Consider the following 18,200-nt stretch of genomic DNA (forward strand, 5'->3'; position numbering starts at 1 on the left):
AGCTTCGGGAGTTTGTCGTCACAGCTTCTATGATGCCTTTCCGGAATCACCTGGTTCCGGGGAAATTCCAGTTTCGTTCCACCGCCCCTCCCAGAGCGGGGCCAGCGGTCCGCAGCGGGGGGAGCTCCGGCCGGGGGCTCCCGGACGCTGCGTGCGCGGAGCGCGCCCCGCGTTTGGATAGCGCTTTCCTGTTCGGCTCTGGCATGGTTGGATCAGGGCCGACGCAGCGTACACACCCTCCTGGAGGCTGAGAGCCATGACCACCGCCCCGGACACCACGCCGGAGGAACTCGACGCCGTGATGGAACGGGCCGCCGCGGCGGCGCCGCTCCTGGCCGCGCTCACCCCGGGCGAGCGCGCCGGGCTGCTGCGCGCCGTCGCCGACGCCCTGGACGGCGCGGCCGACGAGCTCGTGCCGATCGCGATGGAGGAGGCGCACTACCCCGAGGCGCGCTGCCGGGGGGAGCTGGGCCGCACCACCTTCCAGCTGCGCCTGTTCGCCGAGACCCTGGAGGAGGGCTCCTACCTGGAGGCCGCCGTGGACCCGGCCGACCCCGACTGGGGCACCCCGCGCCCGGACGTGCGCCGCCTGCTGGTCCCGCTGGGGCCGGTGGTGGTGTTCGGGGCGAGCAACTTCCCGTTCGCGTTCGCCACGGCCGGAGGCGACAGCGCCTCCGCCCTGGCCGCCGGATGCCCCGTGGTCGTCAAGGCCCACCCCGGGCACCTCCGGCTCGCCCGGCGCACCGCGGAGATCGTGGTCGCGGCGCTCGACGGCGCCGGGGCGCCCGAGGGCGGTTTCGCCCTGGTCGAGGGGGTGGAGACGGGCAAACGCGCGGTCACCCACCCGCTCACCCGGGCCGTGGGCTTCACCGGGTCCATCCCCGGCGGGCGGGCCCTGTTCGACCTGGCGGTCTCGCGACCGGACCCGATCCCCTTCTACGGGGAGCTCGGCAGCGTGAACCCGGTGTTCGTCACCCGCGCTGCCGCCGCCGCGCGCGGCGACGAGATCCTGGGCGGGTACGCGGACTCGGCCACCATGGGCTCGGGCCAGTTCTGTACCAAGCCCGGCGTGCTGTTCGTGCCGGAGGAGACCAAGCTCGACGCCCTCGTCGCCGACTTCGGCGGGCGCGCCGCCGCCCCGCTGCTCAACGAGCGGGTCTCCGAGGGCTTCGTGCGCGGGCTGGACGCCCTGAGCGCCCACCCGGCCACCGAGGTGCTGGTCCAGGGCGTGCGCACCGGTGACGACTGGACCCCGTCCCTGCTGCGCACCGACCTGGACTCCCTGCTGGAGAACGCCGAGACCCTCCTGGAGGAGTGCTTCGGCCCGGCGACGCTCGTGGTCACCTACCCCGACGAGCGGCGGCTGCTGGAGGCGGCCGGGGTGTTCGGCGGCCAGCTCACCGTGACCGTGCACGGCGAGGAGGACGACGAGATCGCGCCCGCGCTGCTGGCGCTGGGCGCGTCCCTGGCCGGACGGGTGCTCTGGAACAGCTGGCCTACCGGGGTGGCGGTCACCCACGCCATGACCCACGGCGGCCCCTACCCGGCCACCACCGCGCCGCTGCACACGTCGGTGGGCACCACGGCGGTCCGTCGCTTCCTGCGCCCGGTCACCTACCAGTCGGTGCCGCAGTCGCTGCTGCCCCGGGAGCTGCGCGACGACAACCCGCTGGGCGTGCCGCGCCGCGTGAACGGCGCCGCTCCCTCCGCCTGACCAACTCGCCGGGCGCGTCGGCCGACGCGCCCGGCGAGTGCCGTGCCCGGCGGGTGCGCCGTCGGTGGTCCGACCGCGGACGTGCCGGACGCGGCTTCGGGGGTCCGTGTGCGGCGGGGGCCGGCCCCCGGGCCGGCACAGGGGCGAAGGAGCACGCCGAGGGGACGTGCCGGGCCGCCTTCCGGAGCGGTCGGCGCGTCGTACGCGGAGTCGTGAGGGGCGCGGTGAGCGGGTCCTAGGAGCGCCGTCCTCCGGCGGCGTAGTGGTCGTAGGCGTCGCGGACCGCCTCGGCGCAACGCCTGTCCCGAGCCGCCATGGACGGGTGGAGGAACACGAACAGCACGTTGCACAGGAGGGTGAAGAGGAGCCACCCGGTCTCCACGGAGAGGCCCTCCGTGGACAGCCACCACACCAGGAATCCTGCCTGTACGCACGACACCGCCGCCCAGATGGCGGACGTGCGGCGGGGGAACCGGATTCCGTACTCCCTCAGTTTTCGTTCGGCCATGATCCGGGCCAGCCAGTTGGTCCCGGGGTCGGGACACAGCACCCCCTCCGCCACCAGCTTCTCGGCCATGGCCAGCCGGTACGGATCGGCGTCGGGCGGCAGGGGGACGTCACCGAAGGAGCGGCGCGTCCCCCGGGCTGCCAGTTCACCGGCGAGCGCGGTCGCCCCGACGACCAGGGCCAGCCCGGCGCCGGAGTAGGCGAGGAACCGCTCGGGGGTGTCCGCGAGGTGGGCGGTCGGGATCAGACAGATCAGCCACAGGGCGAGGAGGACGGCGCCGAAGGCCACGTAGGGAGCGAGGCGCGGACTGGTCTGCGCGCGGAACACGGCGGTGCTCGACGGGGGACGCGGAGACCGCGGCGGGGGCTGGGGGATCACCTCCTCACCGTATCCGGGCCCGCTTCTGACGGACGGCTGTGAACTTGACCGGCAGGGGCTTGGGGCGGCTCCCCGGCACGCGTAACTTGTCGCCATGCACACACACTCCACGCCTCCCGACGTCGAGGCGCTCATCCGGGACCTGCCCAAGGTGGAGCTGCACGTCCACCTGGAGGGGTCGATGCCCGCCGACACACTGTTCGACCTCGCCCGCAGGCACGGCGTCACCGACGTCCCCGACACCCTGGAGGCGCTCCGGGACTGGTACGTCTTCACCGACTTCCCGCACTTCGTCGAGGTCTACCTCGCCTCGGTCGCGACCCTGCGCGAGGAGCAGGACTTCGCACTCCTGGCCTCGGCGGTCGCCGAACGCCTGGCCGCGCAGAACGTGCGCTATGCCGAGATGCACGTCAGCCTCTACACCCACCTGATGCGCGGGGTGCCCGCCCGCGTGGTCTTCGACGGCATCGAGGAGGCTCGCCGCGCGGCCGAGAGCCGGCACGGCATCCAGCTGCGGTGGATCCCCGACTTCCCCGCCGACTTCGGCCTGGAGAGCGCGGAGGCCACCGTGGAGGCGGTCCTGCGCGACGCGCCGCCCAGCGTCGTCGGCTTCGGCGTCGGCGGAGTGGAGACCCCGCTGGAGCAGTACGCCGGGGTGTTCGGCAGGGCGCGGGCCGCCGGACTGGCCAGCCTGCCGCACGCCGGTGAGCACGGCGGTCCCGAGCGGGTACGCGAGGCCCTGGACGCGCTCGGCGCCGAGCGCATCGGCCACGGCATCGACTCCATGCGCGACGAGGCGCTGGTCGGCCGCCTGGCGGAGGGGCGGATCCCGGTGGACGTCAGCCCCACCTCCAACGTGTGCACCCGCGCCGTGGCCGAGCTGGGCGACCACCCGCTGCCCCGCATGCTGGAGGCCGGTCTGCTGGTCACCCTCAACACCGACGACCCGACCATGTTCGGCACCGACCTGAACGGCGAGTACCGTGCCGCGCACGCCCTGGGCCTGGACGCCGCCGACCTGGTCGGGCTCGCCGCGAACGGCGTGCACGCCTCCTACCTGGGCGCGGCCCGCCGCCACGCGCTGCTGGCCGAGATCGGCGAGGTCGCCGCGCGCCACGGCGTCGACCCGGTGAGGGTCGCGGCGCTGCGCTAGCGTCCTGGCCGGAGCTGCCGCCGGTGTGACGTGCGGGTCCGCGAACGGCCGCCGTGGTCCCAGGCGGGTGAGGACGGGTTGCATGCACGTTCCGGTGGGCGGGGGAAGCGGGGCATGTCCTGATGAGCGGGACGCACCTCACACGCTTCCGGCGGTCGCGCCCTCCGGGCGGTACGGCGCCGCCGGCGGGGCTCCGTGGGTATTCCCTTTTTCCGGCTTTTCGCCCACAAGGGAATTATCTTTGCACGGGAGGGAAAACCCGGCACGGGGTTTCGGGCGTCAAGGGGTGGCTTGGGTGCGAATCTGCGAAGTTGCTTAGTAGGTTCGGTTCTGGGGTTTACCGGGAAAATTTTCTTTTCCTGTGGCAACATGGAGTAGGTGTCCATAAGCAAGGGGTAGTCAATGGGGCATGCTGCGAGCTGCTCTTATGACTCCGTGTAGCAAATCTGTTGCGGACTGTACTTATACTGGGGAAGAGTATTTTCCGAAAACGCCTGCGAGCCTTCGGTGGCTTGCTAACGTTTCGGTCCGTCGGCGGTTCCGCGAACTTTCGAACCGCGACTTCACACATGCGGGTCGCCCCGCCGCCACGCAGTCTTCTCTGCTGGCGGACCCGCACCGCCGTGGACAGCCGGACCCGCGAGACGACGCGGGCACCGGTCCCGTCGCGGACCAGCGTCGCAACGGCGCGATCCCCGAGCCGTACCCGTGAAAGGTCACCTCCGCACATGCGCAACACACTCCGTTACTCCTTCGCCACCGTCATGACCGCCGGGCTGGTCGTGGCGCCCGTGGCGGCGGCCTTCGCCGACACCACCACCAGCGGCTCCGGCGGGATCGGCAGCGGGAACCAGGTCGTCGTGCCCGTGGACGTCGAAGCCGAGCTGTGCGGCAACTCGATCGCGATCCTCGGCATCTCCAGCGCCACGTGCACCCAGGTCTCGGAGGTCCTCTACGAGGCCAGCGGCCAGGGCGGGGCCTCCACGGACGGCTCCGGCGGTGTGGCCAGCGGCAACCAGATCATCGTCCCCGTGGACGCCGCCATCGACGCCTGCGGCAACGCGGCCGCGGTCGGCGGCATCAGCCAGGCCGAGTGCGTCGAGGTGGTCGAGGTCCTGGAGGAGGAGAGCGCCGACGCGCCCACCACCAGGACCGACGGCTCCGGCGGTGTGGCCAGCGGCAACCAGATCATCGTCCCCGTGGACGCCGCCATCAACGTCTGCGGCAACTCGGTGGCCGTCCTGGGCGGCTCCAGCGCCAAGTGCACCACCATCATCAACATCATCCAGGCCTCCCCCGAGAACGAGGGCGCCCCCGACGCCGCCACCAGCGGCGCGGGCGGGATCGGCAGCGGCAACCAGGTCGTGGTCCCGGTGGACGCGGCCGTCGACATCTGCGGCAACGCCGTGTCCGTGCTCGGCCTGGCCGAGGGCTCCTGCATGGAGATCATCTCCGAGGAGGAGCGGCCGGAGGAGCCCGGCGAGGAGAAGCCCGAGGAGCCCGGCCAGCCCGAGGAGGAGAAGCCGGAGGAGGAGCAGCCCGAGGAGCCGGGTGAGGAGAAGCCCGAGGAGCCCCGCGAGGAGGACAAGGGCGAGGACGACTCCAGCACCGGCGAGGAGCCGACCGAGCCCCAGGCCGACGAGCAGCTCCCCGTGACCGGTGGCGCCCTGGCCGGTCTGGTCGCCGCGGGCGTCGCCGCGGTCGGCGCGGGCGGTGCCGGGCTGTACTTCGCCCGCAAGCGCAAGGCCGCCGCCGTGACCGGCGACGACGAGTAGCACGGTCGGGGGACCCGGGTTCCCCGACCACACACGCGGGGCCGCCGGTGACCGGCGGCCCCGTTCGCGTGCGGACCGCCGGAGGGGCGCGGCCGGCGGCGGTCGGCCCCGACCGCGGCGGCGGGCCCGGTCAGGCGGGCCGAGGGCCGCGCGGTGCGGGGAGGCGAGGGGCGGTGCGAGGCGGCCGGAGGAGTCTCATAACCTCGAAGACGTGCTCAAAGTCCTGTTCTCGCAACGCATGCTGGCCTTCCACGTGCTGGTGCTGGTGCTGGTGCCCAGCTTCGTCTGGCTGGGCTTCTGGCAGCTGGACCGGGCCGGGCAGCGCGGCGCGGCGGTCGACCTCCAGCAGTCCAACCTCGCCGCCGACCCCGTGCCGGTGGCCGAGCTGACCCGGGTCGGCGAGGACGTCGACCCCGGCGACCGCTGGCGCACCGTCGAGGCCGCCGGCACCTGGGACACCGAGCACGAGCTGCTGCTGCGCAACCGCGACGGCTCCGGGGGCGTGGGCTTCCACGTGCTGACCCCGCTGGTCACCGAGGAGGGGACCGCGGTCCTGGTCAACCGCGGATGGGTCGAGCGCGGCGAGACCGCCCTCGACCAGCCGGAGGTGCCGCCCGCGCCCGAGGGCGCCGTGGAGGTGGCCGGGCGCCTCCACTACTCCGAGACCGAGGAGAACACCGGGCTGCGCAACCGCGACGACCTGCCCGAGGGGCAGCTGATGATGGTCGACGTGGACCAGATCGCCGCGGACCTGCCCTACCCCGTCTACGGCGGGTACGTCGACCTGACCCGCCAGGACCCGATGCCGGAGGCGGCGCCCGAGCCGGTCGTCCTGCACGAGGAGGACGCGGGGATGAGCGCGTCCTACGCCGTGCAGTGGTGGGTGTTCGCCGTCGTCGCCGTGGGCGGATGGGTCTTCCTCGTCCGCCGTGAGATCCGGGACGCCCGCGAGGCCGGGGCGGGGGAGTCCGGTGAGGCCGGGGAGGCCGCAGGGTCTGCGGAGACCGCCGGGGCCATGGAGCCCGGTGAGACCGTGGAGGTCGCCGGGGCTGCTGAGACCGTGGAGTCCGGTGCGACAGCCGATGCCGCGCAGCCTTCCGAGTCCGCCGAGACCACCGAGGCCGTGGAGTCCGGCCGGAGTTCCAAGGGGCCTGAGGGGTCCGGCGAGGACTCCGGTGCGACCGCGGGCACGGGCAGGCCCGGGAGCGCCTAGCCCGGGGACGCGTCCGGTACGACCACGGGGTTTCTGTCTCCGGGACCCGACCGAGAAAGCGTGTGGGCGTCCGGGCCCCGTGCGCGCCCGCCCTTCTGGGAGGCTGGGGCCCATGAACGACGACGGCTATCCGGATCCCGGGCGCGTGGCGCGCCGCACCGTGGACGCCGAGGAGAGCGCCCGCGCCGGACGCCGGTGGTGGGACGGCGCGGCCGACGCCTACCAGGCCGAGCACGGGGACTTCCTCGGCGACGCCGAGTTCGTGTGGTGCCCGGAGGGCCTGACCGAGGCCGGGGCGCGCCTGCTCGGCGGCCCGGAGGACCTCCTGCGGGCCCGGATCCTGGAGGTGGGCTGCGGCGCGGGCCAGTGCGGGCGGTGGCTGCGCGCCCAGGGGGTGCGCGAGGTGGTCGGGTTCGACCTGTCCTTCCGACAGCTCCAGCATTCGCGCAGGATCGACGCGGGGACCGGGCACGCGCTCGCGGCCGTGCAGGCCGACGCCCAGCGGCTGCCGTTCGCCGACTCCGCCTTCGACGTGGTGTTCTCCTCCTTCGGGGCCTTCCCGTTCGTGCCCTCGGCCGACGACGCCCTGGCCGAGGCCGCGCGGGTGCTCAGGCCCGGCGGGCGGCTGGTGTTCTCGGTGACCCATCCGGTCCGGTGGAGCTTCCCGGACGACCCCGGAGAGGACGGGTTCACCGTGAACCAGTCCTACTTCGACCGCCGCGCCTACGTGGAGGAGGACGACGGCGGGGACGCGGTCTACGTGGAGCACCACCACACGGTGGGCGACTGGGTGCGCGGGATCGCCCGCGCGGGCCTGGTGCTGCGGGACATGGTCGAACCGGAGTGGCCCGAGGGGCTCGACCGGGTGTGGGGCGGCTGGGGGCCGGTGCGCGGCCGGTTGATCCCCGGCACCGCGATCTTCTCGGCGGTCCGGCCCCGAGTTCCTGACGGAGCGGGAGGGCGGCGCCCCGGCGCTGCGGTGCTGCGCCCCTAGACGGGCTCGCCGAGGTACTCCGGGGGCACGGCGGGTACCAGCCACACTCCGTTGCCGGTGACCCGGAAGACGTGGCCGTCGCCGTGCATGCGTCCGGAGGCGACGGTGAGGACCACCGGCGCGCCACGCCGGGCGCCCACCCGGCGGGCGGTCGCGGTGTCGGGGGACAGGTGGACGTCGTGCCGCCGCATCGGTCGCAGCCCCTCAGCGGTGATGGCGGGCAGGAGCCGGCCCACGGTGCCGTGGTAGAGCAGGGCGGGGGGCGTGCTCGGCTCCAGCCCCAGGTCGACGCGGACGGAGTGGCCCTGCTGGGCGCGGATGCGGGTGCCGTCCGGGCTCAGGACGAAGCGCTTCTTGTCGTTGGTGTCGACGACCTCCTGGAGGGCCGCGCGGCTGAGGCGCACTCCAGCCCTTCTGCAGCCCGCGAGGAGTTCGTCCACCCCGGCCCACCCCCGCGGGTCGAGCCGCACCCCCACACGGGCGGGGTCGTGGCGGAGCACGCGCGACAGCAACTTGGAGGCGCGTACGAGTTCTCTCCGGTCCATGGTTCCGATGATCCCCGCCGGGCCTCCGGAGGGGCCAGGGCTTTTCGGTCAGGTACCGGGGCGGTGCCCGGACGGCGAAAAACCCCTGGCGCAGGTGTGCACGGAGGAGGCAGGAACGGGTGAGCGGAGCGCGCCGGTCCCGGAGCGGGGGTCCGGGCGCCCCTGAGCGGTTTCCCGTACCCAGAGTGGGCGGGTCCGCGAAGGCGGTTCGCGGACCCGTCGGCGGGTATTGCCGGACCCGGAACACCCCTCCGACGACGAGCAGGAGCCCCCGCGTGACCGACGTCCGTGTCCGGACCGCCCTCCCCTCCGACCACCCGCGCATCCTGGCGGTCTGCGACGACTGGTGGGGGGCGCCCCGTGGCGCACATCCTCCCCCGGCTCTTCCTCGACCACTTCCACACCACCAGCCTCATCGCCGAGGCGGAGGGGGAGCTGGCGGGCTTCCTGATCGGCTTCCCCTCGCCGTCCGTGCCCGAGGAGGCGTACGTGCACTTCGCCGGGGTGGCCCCGGGACACCGCAGGACGGGGCTCGCGAACGGGCTGTACCGGCGCTTCACGGACGGGGCGCGGGAGCGCGGGTGCACGGTCGTGCGCGCGGTCACCTCCCCCGCCAACGAGCGCTCGATCGCCTTCCACCGCGCCCACGGCTTCACCGTCACCGGACCGCACGCCGACTACGAGGGGCCGGGCGCGGACCGGGTGGTCTTCACCCTGCGCCTCGGGCCGTGACGCGGGACGCCGCGAGCACCGGAGGAGGAGGCCGCGCCGCGGCCCCGGCGCGCGGTCCCGCGACGCGTATGATCCGGCTACCGGACGCGGAGGAGGCACGGTGCGGCTCAAACTCGACCTGCACGACATCTTCAACAAGGGACGGGACATCGACCGGGCCCTCAACGACATCATGGACGAGGCCGAGCGCACGGGCGCCAAGAGCATCGAGATCATCCCCGGCAAGGGGTCCGGGCAGCTCAAGAAGCGGGTGCTGCGCTTCCTCGACCGCAAGGACGTCAAGGCCCGCTACCACCGGGTCGAGAAGGACTCCAAGAACTTCGGGCGCCTGTTCGTGCACTTCAGGCACTGAGCGCGTCAGTGCCGTGGCCGGAGGCGGGTCGGCGCGCGCGGAGCCGCCGGGCCCGGACGTCCCCGTACCCCTCGGCGGGAGCGCCGCGTCCCGCCCGCGGACGGGCTCGGCAACGGCGAGTTGTGTGAGTCTTTGCCCCTCCGATCCCCGGAACCTCCCTCACCAGGGAAGGAACCGAAGGGTGGTGTGCCGTCACGGAGAGGGACAGCGATGATCAGTACGGATTTCACACCCGGGTCGCCCTGCTGGGTCGAGGTGTCCTCACCCGACGTCGAGGCCTCGACAGCCTTCTACGGGCACGTGTTCGGCTGGAGCGCCGAGACGCACATCCGGCAGCTGGAGGGCTACAAGTTCCTGTGCGCTGAGGGGCTCGCCGCGGCGGGGGTCAGCCCGGTCATGGGGGAGAGCGACCACCCCTCCTGGACCGTGTACTTCGCCGACTCCGACATCGAGGACACCATCACACGGGTGGAGCGGCTGGGCGGCACCCTCCTGGTGGAGCCGTTCGACATCTTCGACCTGGGCCGTCAGGCGCTGTTCCGCGACCCCCAGGGCGCCTCCTTCGGCGTCTGGCGGGGGGAGATGTACCTCGGTCTGGTGGGGCGGGTCAACAGCCTCTGCTGGGTGGAGCTGCGGACCACCGACGCGCGTGGCGCGGCCGAGTTCTACACCGGGGTCTTCAAGTGGGACCTCAGCCCGTTCGACCCGTCCCTCGGAGGGGAGGAGGTCGGCGGGTACACGGTCCTGCGCCCCGCGGGCACCGGTGACGAGCGCACCCACGGGGGCATCCTGCAGGCGGGTCCCGGGGACAGGGGCCGGTTCGGCGGGGAGGAGGACTGGCACCCGGTGTTCGCTGTGGCCGACTGCGAAGCCGTCGCGGAGAGGGTCGTGGCCGCGGGCGGACACGTGCACTCCGAGCCGGAGAACATCTCGGGCGTGGGACGCCGCATGGTCTGCTCCGACCCCTTCCAGGCCGGGTTCGTCCTGCTCAACTGGCCGCCCGCGTGACACTGACGCCGCCCGGCCGGGGCCCGCGCCCTGCGGGGGCGCGGGCCCGGCCTGAACCCGGCGGCTACTGCCGCGACACCGCGGACGCGCCCCCGCGCAGCACGAACTTCTGGATCTTGCCGGTGGCCGTCTTGGGAAGCTGCTCCACGAACTCCACCTGTGTGGGCGCCTTGAAGTGCGCCAGGTTGTCGCGGGCGAAGGCGATCAGCTCCTCCTCCGTGGCCGCGGCGCCCTCGCGCAGCACCACGGACGCCTTCGGCGACTCGCCCCAGCGCTCGTGCGGCACGCCCACGACGGCCGCCTCCAGCACGGCCGGGTGCCGCAGCAGGACCCCCTCCACCTCGACGGACGAGATGTTCTCCCCGCCGGAGATGATGACGTCCTTGATCCGGTCCTGGATCTCCACGTACCCGTCCGGGTGGGTGACCGCCGCGTCGCCGGTGTGGAACCAGCCGTCGCCCATGGCCTTCCGAGTGGCCTCCGGGTCGTTGTAGTAGCCCTTCATCACCACGTTCCCGCGCACGGTGATCTCCCCGACCGTCGTGCCGTCCCAGGGCACCTCGACGCCGTCGGCGTCCACCACCCGCAGCTCGCCGGAGGTGATCAGCTCGACCCCCTGGCGTGCCTTGACGGCGGCGCGGTCGCGCGGGGACAGGCCGCCGTGCTCGGCGCGCGGCTCGCACACGGTGATGAACGGCGTGGTCTCGGTCAGCCCGTAGACATGGGTGACGGTCCACCCGAAACCGTCCTCCAGGCGCTCGATGGTGTCGGCGGCGGGCGAGGCCCCGGCCGTCACCACGTGCACGCCGGACGGAACCTCGCCGCGCACCTCCTCGGGGGCGTTGGACAGCATGATCAGCACGGTGGGGGCCGCGCACAGCCAGGTGACCCCCTCGGAGCGGATCAGTTCGTACACGGTGGCCGGGTCCATCGCGGGCAGGCACACGTGGGCGGCGGCCGCGGCGGTCACCGTCCACGTGTAGGTCCAGCCGTTGGCGTGGAACATCGGCAGCGTCCACAGGTACCGGTCGTCGATGCCGATCCGCAGGTGGAGGAGGGTGCCCACCGAGTTCATGTACGCGTTGCGGTGGGTGATCATGACGCCCTTGGGCCGGGCCGTGGTCCCGCTGGTGTAGTTGATGGTCAGCAGGTCGGTCTCGTCGATCTCGGGACGGGTGTAGTCCGCCGTGGACTGCGCGACGAGGGTCTCGTAGTCCTCCCAACCGGGGCGCGCCCCCTCCAGGGCGACGAACCGCTCCACGTCCGGCATCTGGTCGCGGACGCCGTCCACGGCGTCGAGCTGGTCGGCGTGCACGCACAGGACCCGGGCCCCGGAGTGGTTGACGATGTAGACGAAGTCGTCCGCCGACAGCCGGAAGTTGACCGGTACCAGCACCGCGCCGAGCTGCGGCACGGCGTAGAAGGACTCCAGCTGGGCGTGGGTGTTGGGGGAGATGTAGGCGACGCGGTCGCCCTTGGAGACCCCCATGTTCTGGAGGGCGCGGGACCAGCGGTCGCAGCGGTCGAAGAACTCCTCGTAGGTGAGCCGGAGGCCACGGTCCACCACCGCCTCGCGCCGGGGGTGCAGTCTTCGGGTGCGGCGGGCGAACTCCAGGGGAGTCAGGGCGAGTTCCATGGTGCCGGGTGCCTTTCCGCGTCGGTGATGGTGGGCGGTGGTCGGGGCGGCGGAGGCCGAAGACGGCCGCCCCACGACCACCATCACCGGACGGCCGTCGGCTGTCCAGCACTGGTTGCCGGAAGCCGGTGGCCCTCAGAGCCCGAACAGCCGGGCGGCGTTGCCGTACAGGACGTCCCGCAGCCAGTCATCGCCCAGGTCGAGCCGGGCCAGGGCCCGGAGCTGTTCGAGGTAGGGGTGGGGGATGTTCGGGAAGTCCGTGCCGAACAGGATCCGGTCCGCGACGCCCTTCAGGCGGGGCACCTCCTGGTCGGGGAAGGGCGCCCAGTCCTTGGAGAACTCGGTGAACACCATCGTGGTGTCCAGGTGGACGCGCTCGTGGTCCTCGGCCAGGTCCAGGAACGCGCGGTAGTCGGGGGCCCCGGCGTGGGCGATGACCGCGGTGAGCCCGGGGTGGGCGCGCAGGGTCTCGGCGAAGGGTTCGGGGCCGGTGAAGGGTCCCGCCTCGGGGCTCGAACCGCAGTGGACCACCACCGGCGTGCCCGCGTCCGCGATCAGCCCCCACACGTCGGCCAGCAGCGGGTCGCGCGGGTCGTAGCGGCCGACCTGGAGGTGTGCCTTGAACACGCGGGTACCCGCCTCCAGCGCCGAGGCCACGTAGTCCCGGGCCTCCGGCTCGGGGTAGAAGGTGGCGCTGCGCAGGCAGTCGGGGTTGCGGTCGGCGAAGTCGCCCGCCCAGTCGTTGAGCCAGGCGGCCATGCCGGGGCGGTGCGGGTAGGAGAGGGCGGTGAAGCGCCGGACCCCGAAGCCCCGGAGCAGGGACAGGCGTTCGTCCTCGTCGAAGCGGTAGGTGATCGGCCACAGGCCGCCGAGGGCGTCGAAGTGGGCCCACACCTTGCGCAGCACGTTGTCGGGCATGAAGTGCGTGTGGACGTCGATGAGCCCGGGGAGCCCCAGGTCCTGCCAGACCGCGCGTACGGCGGCGGACTCGGGCCCGTGGTCGGGCGCGGGCTCCGCCGGGTGGGGGGAGCCGGGGCCGGTTCCGGAACCGGTGTCGGTGTCGGTGTCAGTGGCGGTAGCGGTGGCGGCGGTGTCCGTCGCGGTGGTGGACCCGGAGGGGGTCGAGGCTCGTGTCACGCCGGAAACGATACGGGTAAGCGCTGGTCAGAGTCATGAAGACGCTCAGAAAGCCAGGAGGAGAATTCCGGTCACGACGATGACGGAGGCGGCGACCCGCACCGGGCCGAACCGCTCCCCGAACAGCAGTGCGCCCAGCACCGCGGCGAAGACGATGCTCGTCTCGCGCAGCGCGGCGACGCCCGCGACCGCGCCGGTCAGCTGCGCCCACAGCACGAGCCCGTAGGCGACCGCGCTGACCACGCCGCCCAGGAGTCCGAACTTCCAGACCGGCTTGAGCTGGTGTGGAAGTGCGCCTCGGCGGGTGAACACCGCCACCACGAAGAACACCGGTCCCTGAAGGAACATGAGCCACGTGATGTAGCCCAGCGGATCCTGGGTGAGGCGGACCCCGTGGGCGTCGACCACGGTGTAGACGGCGATGCTGACGCCGGTGGCGAAGGCCGCCAGCAGCGCGGGGAGCTGTGCGCGGGAGGGCCGGCCGCCCGCGAACACCAGCGTCGTCAGCCCGGCGGAGACGACCAGGACCCCGGCCAGGTCGGACGGGGGCATCGACTCGCCGAGCAGGAGGATGCCGGTCAGGGCGACCACCCACGGCGCCGTGCCGCGTGCCATCGGGTACACCTGGCCGAACTCGCCGGTCCGGTAGGAGGCCATCAGCAGGCTCATGTACAGCAGGTGGGTGGCGAGGGAGGCGAGCAGGACCGGCCAGGCCTCGCGCGGGGGCGGTCCCACGACCGGGAGCAGGGGCAGGGCGGCGAGCATTCCGCCGAGGCCGATCAGGGCGAACCCGAGCAGGCGGTCGGTGATGGAGTGGGCGATCGCGTTCCAGCCCGCGTGCAGCAGCGCCGCGAGCAGGACCACGGCCACGACCCACGGCGTCATGGGGTGGAGACGGGCATCGGGGGCGGAAGGGGCATCCGGCAAGGCTAGGCGGTTGTCCACAGACCGGGGAGCGCGGGGTGGTGCCGGGACCGCGGTGGGCATACCTGTCATGGGGGACGTGTTCCACGGCGCGGAGGCCGGGCGCCCCCATCAACAGCATGCCCCTCCCGGGAGCCGTCCACCACCCCGCTGTCACGCCTGTGGACAACCCTCCTGAGCCCGCGCGCTTGGCCTCCTGACTTCGCGTGCTCCGGCCCCCGCGCTCCAGCCCCGCGCGCCTGCGGCCCCCGCGCGCCTGCGGCCCGCCTCGGAGACCGGTGCCGCTGCCGCCGGAATGTCGCAGGCGCGCGTGAGTATCGGGACCTGTCCAGTCGAGGAGGCCCCCATGTCGTTCCAGGCTTATCTGGATGCCGTCGAGGACAAGACCGGTCTGACCCCGCGCACGCTGGTCGACCGCGCCAGGGAGAAGGGCTACGACGACCCTTCGGTCAAGGCGGGCGCCATCGTCCAGTGGCTGGCCGAGGACTACGGTCTGGGGCGCGGCCACGCGATGGCCCTGGTCCACGTCATCAAGAAGGGCCCGCGGATCAGCGCCAAGCACGTGGGCACCACCGGTACCCATCGGGACGCCTCCACCGAGCTCTGGCTCGACGGCAAGGCGACCAGACCACAGACGGTCTGAGTCCGGGTGCCCCCGCGAGCCCCCGCACGGCCGGACGTCACGCAGACCTCGTCCGGCCGAGCGGACCCCGAAGCCGCCCTGGCCGGAATCCCCCGGCCCAAAGCCCCCTGGCCGAATTCGGCCACCTCCTCCATGTGCACCGCGACAGCCTTCCGCGCCCCTCCCCGCCGTCGTCGCTGGCAGCCGTTCCCCGCTCCCGTTCACCCCAGTCAACTCACCTTTCACGCAGAACCCGACGCGTTCCACGTCCCACTCCTGCCGCGCACCGGCTCATCCCGGATCGAACTGACAAGGGATCCACGTTTCCCCTGTTCAGGGCATACGAGAAGCCGGGAGATGAGCCACACGCGCCCCAAAACACCCTTGCGTGACGCGGGGTCTACACCACTCCCGGAGTGGATTTTCCAGGTGTTCTCCACCGTGCGGAGTACAGAACCAACAAAGCTCACTAATGCGGGCAATGCGCGCATAATTACGGAATGAGAACCACACCCTCCGACAGGCCCGCCGCGCGGGCCCGCGGACGGGGCAGACGATCGCGATGACGGCGGAACAGGAACGCCCGTCCCGGTCACCCGGCCGGACCCCGCCGGTCCACAGCGCGGAACAGCTCGTCCCCCTCACCCGCAACCGCGACTTCCAGGTGCTCTGGACCAGCCGGTTCCTCGCGGGACTGGGCAAGGAGAGCGGCGAGATCGCCTACCCCCTCCTCGCCCTCCTCCTCGCGGAATCGGCGGCGCAGGCGGGCGTCATCGGAGCGGCCCAGGTCACCACGGCCATGGTCACCGCCGTCCTCGGCGGTTCGCTCGCCGACCGGACCAACCGCCGCACGGTGCTGCTGTGCTGCGACCTCGGACGGCTTACGCTGCTCTCCCTCTTCACCGTCCTCCTGCTCACCGGGAACGTCACGTTCACCGTCATCGTGGGCGTCGCGGTCGGCTCCGCAGCGCTGATGGGCGTCTCCAACCCCGTCGCGATGGCCTCCGTCAAGCAGCTGGTTCCGGCCTCACAGACGGCCGAGGCCTCCGCCCAGAACCAGATCCGCCTCTTCAGCACCACCGCCCTCGGCGGACCCTTCGCCGGAACCCTGTTCGGCGTGGGCCGGGCCTTCCCCTTCGCCGCCGAGGCCCTCGCCTACCTGGTGTCGGCGGCCCTGGTGCTGCTCATCCGCCGCCCCATGCAGGCCCACCCGACCGGCGCGCGCGGACCGTGGACCCTGCGCGAGGCGGTCAGCGGGTTCACCGTGCTGGCCAGGCACCCGATCCTGCGGCCGATGATCTTGTGGATCGTCGGGTTCAACCTCACCTACACCCAGACGGGCGCCTTCCTGGCCCTCATCGCCACCGCCCAGAGCCAGGGCGCCAGCCACCTCCAGACCGGGATGACCGTCTCCCTGGCCGGGTCCGGCGGCCTGCTCGGCGCGCTCTGCGCCGGGGCGGTCGTCAGGCGGGTGCGGCCCTCGGCCATCTTCCTGGTCGCGGCCTGGGCCGCCCCGGTGTGCGCTCTGGGGCTGCTGTTCGCACCCAACGTGATGTTCCTCGGGGCGCTGGTGGGCTGCGTGTTCGCCATCGTGCCCTGCGTGAACGCCGTGTTCCACGGTTACGTCGCGGTGTCGGTCAGCGACCGCTACCAGGGCCGCGTCCTGGGCGCCGTCACGTTCATGGCGCTGGTGTCGCAGCCGGTGGGCATCCTCGGCATCGGGGTGATCTTCGACCACGCCGGACCCGCCTGGGTGTTCCTGACGATGGCGCTGGTCTCGGCGCTCGCCGCCCTGTTCAGCCTCTCCCCGGTCATGCGCGACCTGCCCCGGCCCGAGGAGGTGGCCGTGGCCTGACCGCGGCCCCGCCCCCCGAAGGGGCCGAGCGGTCAGGCCACGGCCGGTCGGGTGCCCGGACCGCCGCCCGGGGGATGAGGGGCCGGTCACCGGTCATCCGATGACCGAAGGAGAACCGGTCGCCGCCCGGCCGGGAGCCGAACGGCGACCGGCCCTCAGCCCTCGAAGGGCATCGCCATGAGCGGATCGGAGGTGGGCTGTTCGGAGCCGCCCTCGGGCTCGACGGTGACGGCCACGCCCCCGGTCGCCTCGTCCTGCGGCGCGGCCAGGACCGGGAGCACGAAGCCCGACTCGTCCACGGAGAGCACCCCGGCCGAGTAGACGCTGCCGTCGTCACGGGTCAGCCAGAGCTGGTAGTCCTCGTCCTCCAGCCGCTCCAGTCCGTGGGCGCTGAACACCAGCCGTCCGCTGCTCTCGGAGTGCACCACCGTCACGGACACGCCCTCCATGGGCTGGGCCGTGGTGTGGTCGGCGTCGGGGTCGGAGAGCACCGCCGCGATCTGCCGTTCGTTCTCCCGCAGGTCCCGCACCTGGCGCACCTGGTCGATGACGACCGCGCCCAGCGCGACCATGACGGCCAGGCAGGCGGCCAGCACCAGTCCCAGGCCCCGGGTCCAGCGCCCCGGACGCGGCACCGGCAGGCGTTCGGGAGCGGGGGCGAGCTGGCGGGTGCGCGCGACCTCCTCCAGTACGCGCTCGCGCAGTTCGGCGGGCGGCGTACCGGCGGCCGCGGTGCCCAGGAGGGCGACGGTCTCGGTGAAACCGCGCGTCTCCTGTACACAGGAGTCGCATTCGGCCAGGTGGTCCTCGAACCGCACGCTCTCGCTCGGCGACAGGGCGCCCAGGGCGTAGGCGCCCGAGAGGATGTGCGGATCCTGGCCCAGTGTCCTCCTCACCACTCCACCCCCAAGCAGTCCCGCAGCCGGATCAGGCCGTCGCGCATCCGCGTCTTCACGGTGCCCAACGGCGTCGAAAGCAGGCGGGCCACCTCACGATAGGTGTATCCGCCGTAGTAGGCCAGACGTACGGACTGGCCCTGGAGTTCGGTCAGGGTCTCCAGACAGCGGCGCACCCGCTCGCGCTCCAGACGGTTCGTGGCCTCCTCGGCCACCTCGTCGTAGGGGCGCTGAGTGCTCGCCGCCGCCACCCTGGCCTCCCGGTCGGTGGCGGCCTGCTCGGAGCGCACCCGGTCCACCGCCCGGCGGTGCGCGAGCGTCATCACCCACGCCTGGGGGCTGCCGCGCCGCTCGTCGTAACGGCAGGCGGTGCGCCACACCTCCACCATCACCTCCTGGGCGACCTCCTCGGACTGGGCGGGGTCGCGCAGCACACGGCGGACGAGCCCGTACACCGACGGGATGACCAGGTCGTACACCTCGCCGAACGCGCTCTCCTCACCCCGGGCCACTTGGCGGAGCAGCTCCGTGAGCCGCTGGGCCGGCGGAACCGGAGGCTCCGCCTCCGCCCCGCGGGGGCCCCGGGGTATCGCGGCGTGCTCGTCCATCCGCTCCTCTTCCTGGTGGTCCTGCGCTGCTCGCCTCGTCCGTGCGCCGGGCGGGTCCGGGTGTGCCCCGAAGGACCCCGACCCCTTCAGAGTCGCACGTCAGCCGTGCCGTCGCCCGGCTGTTCTTCCGTAGCGCGCCCGGCGGGGCTC

The 18,200-nt window shown here is 72.8% G+C and carries 16 protein-coding genes and 1 pseudogene; 10 read left to right on the top strand and 7 right to left on the bottom strand.

All coding sequences use genetic code 11. From position 1 onward, the window contains the following. The first annotated feature begins 256 nt into the window (after positions 1-256). Positions 257-1,714, top strand: a complete 1,458-nt coding sequence (locus UIS43_RS18845; protein ID WP_071620995.1) for an aldehyde dehydrogenase (NADP(+)) — start codon at positions 257-259, stop codon at positions 1,712-1,714. Positions 1,715-1,949: 235 nt separating this feature from the next. Here UIS43_RS18845 and UIS43_RS18850 read toward each other — a convergent pair whose 3' ends face one another. After that, complete coding sequence (locus tag UIS43_RS18850; protein WP_370011085.1) at positions 1,950-2,549, bottom strand: hypothetical protein; 600 nt, start codon at positions 2,547-2,549, stop codon at positions 1,950-1,952. A 145-nt stretch (positions 2,550-2,694) separates the two neighbouring features. Here UIS43_RS18850 and add point away from each other — a divergent pair, with 145 nt between their 5' ends. From add to UIS43_RS18870, 4 genes are all read left to right on the top strand, one after another. After that, positions 2,695-3,753: an adenosine deaminase gene (gene add, locus UIS43_RS18855; protein ID WP_071620997.1), complete on the top strand. Its 1,059-nt coding sequence runs from the start codon at positions 2,695-2,697 to the stop codon at positions 3,751-3,753. A 728-nt stretch (positions 3,754-4,481) separates the two neighbouring features. Next, entirely contained in the window at positions 4,482-5,528 is a 1,047-nt protein-coding gene (locus UIS43_RS18860; protein ID WP_013156336.1) for a chaplin, read from the top strand. A 211-nt stretch (positions 5,529-5,739) separates the two neighbouring features. Next, positions 5,740-6,741, top strand: coding sequence for an SURF1 family protein (locus UIS43_RS18865; protein ID WP_041553442.1), 1,002 nt, complete (start codon positions 5,740-5,742; stop codon positions 6,739-6,741). Positions 6,742-6,853: 112 nt separating this feature from the next. Beyond that, entirely contained in the window at positions 6,854-7,735 is an 882-nt protein-coding gene (locus UIS43_RS18870) for a class I SAM-dependent methyltransferase (protein ID WP_013156338.1), read from the top strand. Here the strand turns inward: UIS43_RS18870 and UIS43_RS18875 are convergent. Beyond that, positions 7,732-8,280: an RNA 2'-phosphotransferase gene (locus UIS43_RS18875; RefSeq protein WP_013156339.1), complete on the bottom strand. Its 549-nt coding sequence runs from the start codon at positions 8,278-8,280 to the stop codon at positions 7,732-7,734. The two genes, UIS43_RS18870 and UIS43_RS18875, sit on opposite strands and share 4 nt — an antisense overlap. Positions 8,281-8,555: 275 nt before the next feature. On the opposite strand from UIS43_RS18875, the pseudogene UIS43_RS18880 reads away from it, so the two are divergent. The 3 genes and pseudogenes from UIS43_RS18880 (at position 8,556) to UIS43_RS18890 (ending at position 10,372) form a co-directional block, all read left to right on the top strand. Next, positions 8,556-9,012: pseudogene (locus UIS43_RS18880) on the top strand (N-acetyltransferase family protein). A 100-nt stretch (positions 9,013-9,112) separates the two neighbouring features. Next, positions 9,113-9,364, top strand: coding sequence for a Smr/MutS family protein (locus UIS43_RS18885; protein WP_013156341.1), 252 nt, complete (start codon positions 9,113-9,115; stop codon positions 9,362-9,364). 210 nt (positions 9,365-9,574) lie between these two features. Further along, positions 9,575-10,372, top strand: coding sequence for a VOC family protein (locus tag UIS43_RS18890; RefSeq protein WP_071621001.1), 798 nt, complete (start codon positions 9,575-9,577; stop codon positions 10,370-10,372). Positions 10,373-10,436: 64 nt separating this feature from the next. Here the strand turns inward: UIS43_RS18890 and UIS43_RS18895 are convergent, their stop codons facing one another. From UIS43_RS18895 to UIS43_RS18905, 3 genes are all read right to left on the bottom strand, one after another. Then, a complete protein-coding gene (locus UIS43_RS18895; protein WP_013156343.1) occupies positions 10,437-12,008 on the bottom strand; it encodes a long-chain-fatty-acid--CoA ligase in 1,572 nt (523 codons plus the stop codon). A gap of 135 nt (positions 12,009-12,143) precedes the next feature. Further along, the gene (locus tag UIS43_RS18900; protein WP_013156344.1) at positions 12,144-13,145 is read right to left on the bottom strand and encodes an amidohydrolase family protein; all 1,002 of its coding nucleotides are present in this window, start codon (positions 13,143-13,145) and stop codon (positions 12,144-12,146) included. A 45-nt stretch (positions 13,146-13,190) separates the two neighbouring features. Beyond that, the gene (locus tag UIS43_RS18905; protein ID WP_370011091.1) at positions 13,191-14,030 is read right to left on the bottom strand and encodes an EamA family transporter; all 840 of its coding nucleotides are present in this window, start codon (positions 14,028-14,030) and stop codon (positions 13,191-13,193) included. Positions 14,031-14,415: 385 nt separating this feature from the next. Between UIS43_RS18905 and UIS43_RS18910 the strand changes: the two genes are divergently transcribed. Together UIS43_RS18910 and UIS43_RS18915 are read left to right on the top strand one after the other, a co-directional pair. Beyond that, complete coding sequence (locus UIS43_RS18910) at positions 14,416-14,712, top strand: DUF4287 domain-containing protein (RefSeq protein ID WP_013156346.1); 297 nt, start codon at positions 14,416-14,418, stop codon at positions 14,710-14,712. Positions 14,713-15,253: 541 nt separating this feature from the next. After that, a complete protein-coding gene (locus UIS43_RS18915; RefSeq protein ID WP_013156347.1) occupies positions 15,254-16,546 on the top strand; it encodes an MFS transporter in 1,293 nt (430 codons plus the stop codon). Between the two features lie 155 nt (positions 16,547-16,701). On the opposite strand, the gene UIS43_RS18920 is transcribed toward UIS43_RS18915, so the two are convergent. Continuing rightward, complete coding sequence (locus UIS43_RS18920) at positions 16,702-17,442, bottom strand: anti-sigma factor domain-containing protein (protein ID WP_013156348.1); 741 nt, start codon at positions 17,440-17,442, stop codon at positions 16,702-16,704. Further along, entirely contained in the window at positions 17,439-18,050 is a 612-nt protein-coding gene (locus tag UIS43_RS18925) for a sigma-70 family RNA polymerase sigma factor (RefSeq protein WP_013156349.1), read from the bottom strand. The genes UIS43_RS18920 and UIS43_RS18925 overlap by 4 nt, the downstream gene beginning before the upstream one ends. Positions 18,051-18,200: the final 150 nt, after the last annotated feature.

Origin of the sequence: Nocardiopsis sp. LDBS0036, from assembly GCF_041228755.1 — a bacterium.
In the GTDB taxonomy this organism is placed as follows: Bacteria; Actinomycetota; Actinomycetes; order Streptosporangiales; family Streptosporangiaceae; genus Nocardiopsis; species Nocardiopsis dassonvillei.

Coding starts and splice junctions, on each gene's coding strand:
- UIS43_RS18870 (WP_013156338.1), top strand. CDS start 6,854: ATGAACGACGACGGCTATCCGGATCCCGGGCGCGTGGCGCGCCGCACC.
- UIS43_RS18845 (WP_071620995.1), top strand. CDS start 257: ATGACCACCGCCCCGGACACCACGCCGGAGGAACTCGACGCCGTGATG.
- UIS43_RS18910 (WP_013156346.1), top strand. CDS start 14,416: ATGTCGTTCCAGGCTTATCTGGATGCCGTCGAGGACAAGACCGGTCTG.
- UIS43_RS18915 (WP_013156347.1), top strand. CDS start 15,254: ATGACGGCGGAACAGGAACGCCCGTCCCGGTCACCCGGCCGGACCCCG.
- UIS43_RS18890 (WP_071621001.1), top strand. CDS start 9,575: ATGATCAGTACGGATTTCACACCCGGGTCGCCCTGCTGGGTCGAGGTG.
- add (WP_071620997.1), top strand. CDS start 2,695: ATGCACACACACTCCACGCCTCCCGACGTCGAGGCGCTCATCCGGGAC.
- UIS43_RS18875 (WP_013156339.1), bottom strand. CDS start 8,280: ATGGACCGGAGAGAACTCGTACGCGCCTCCAAGTTGCTGTCGCGCGTG.
- UIS43_RS18925 (WP_013156349.1), bottom strand. CDS start 18,050: ATGGACGAGCACGCCGCGATACCCCGGGGCCCCCGCGGGGCGGAGGCG.
- UIS43_RS18905 (WP_370011091.1), bottom strand. CDS start 14,030: ATGACGCCGTGGGTCGTGGCCGTGGTCCTGCTCGCGGCGCTGCTGCAC.
- UIS43_RS18860 (WP_013156336.1), top strand. CDS start 4,482: ATGCGCAACACACTCCGTTACTCCTTCGCCACCGTCATGACCGCCGGG.
- UIS43_RS18895 (WP_013156343.1), bottom strand. CDS start 12,008: ATGGAACTCGCCCTGACTCCCCTGGAGTTCGCCCGCCGCACCCGAAGA.